Origin of the sequence: Microbulbifer halophilus (genome assembly GCF_026183675.1) — a bacterium.
GTDB lineage: Bacteria > Pseudomonadota > Gammaproteobacteria > Pseudomonadales > Cellvibrionaceae > Microbulbifer > Microbulbifer halophilus.
Window position 1 is genome coordinate 1 of record NZ_JAPIVK010000107.1, and the last position, 320, is coordinate 320.

Here is a 320-nt window from a genome sequence, read left to right on the forward strand (position 1 = left end):
CTGGGTTCGCAGCACCTCGCTTCCGCAGGGTCAGATTACTCGAGCGAAGATTATTCTGGCTCTGTCGGAAGGCGTGCCAGTGATGGACGTGGCTGCGGCCCAGCGCGTGTCTCGCAAGACAGTTCACAAGTGGAAGACGCGCTTTATCGAATCGGGCCCGGAGGGTTTGCTTGACCAGATAAGGCCAGGGCGACCGTCCGTAATTGATGCCGAGATCGTGAACCGTGTTCTCACATTGACGACGAGCTGCATTCCTCATGAGTCCACTCACTGGAGTGTCTCGCTGATGGCGAAGTACGCCGGTGTTACCACATGGCAGG

1 protein-coding gene is annotated in these 320 nt (G+C 57.8%); it reads left to right on the forward strand.

Annotated elements, in window-relative coordinates:
* Positions 1 to 320 (forward strand): helix-turn-helix domain-containing protein (locus tag OQE62_RS19420; protein WP_265723700.1); only part of this gene is annotated, 320 nt, incomplete at both ends.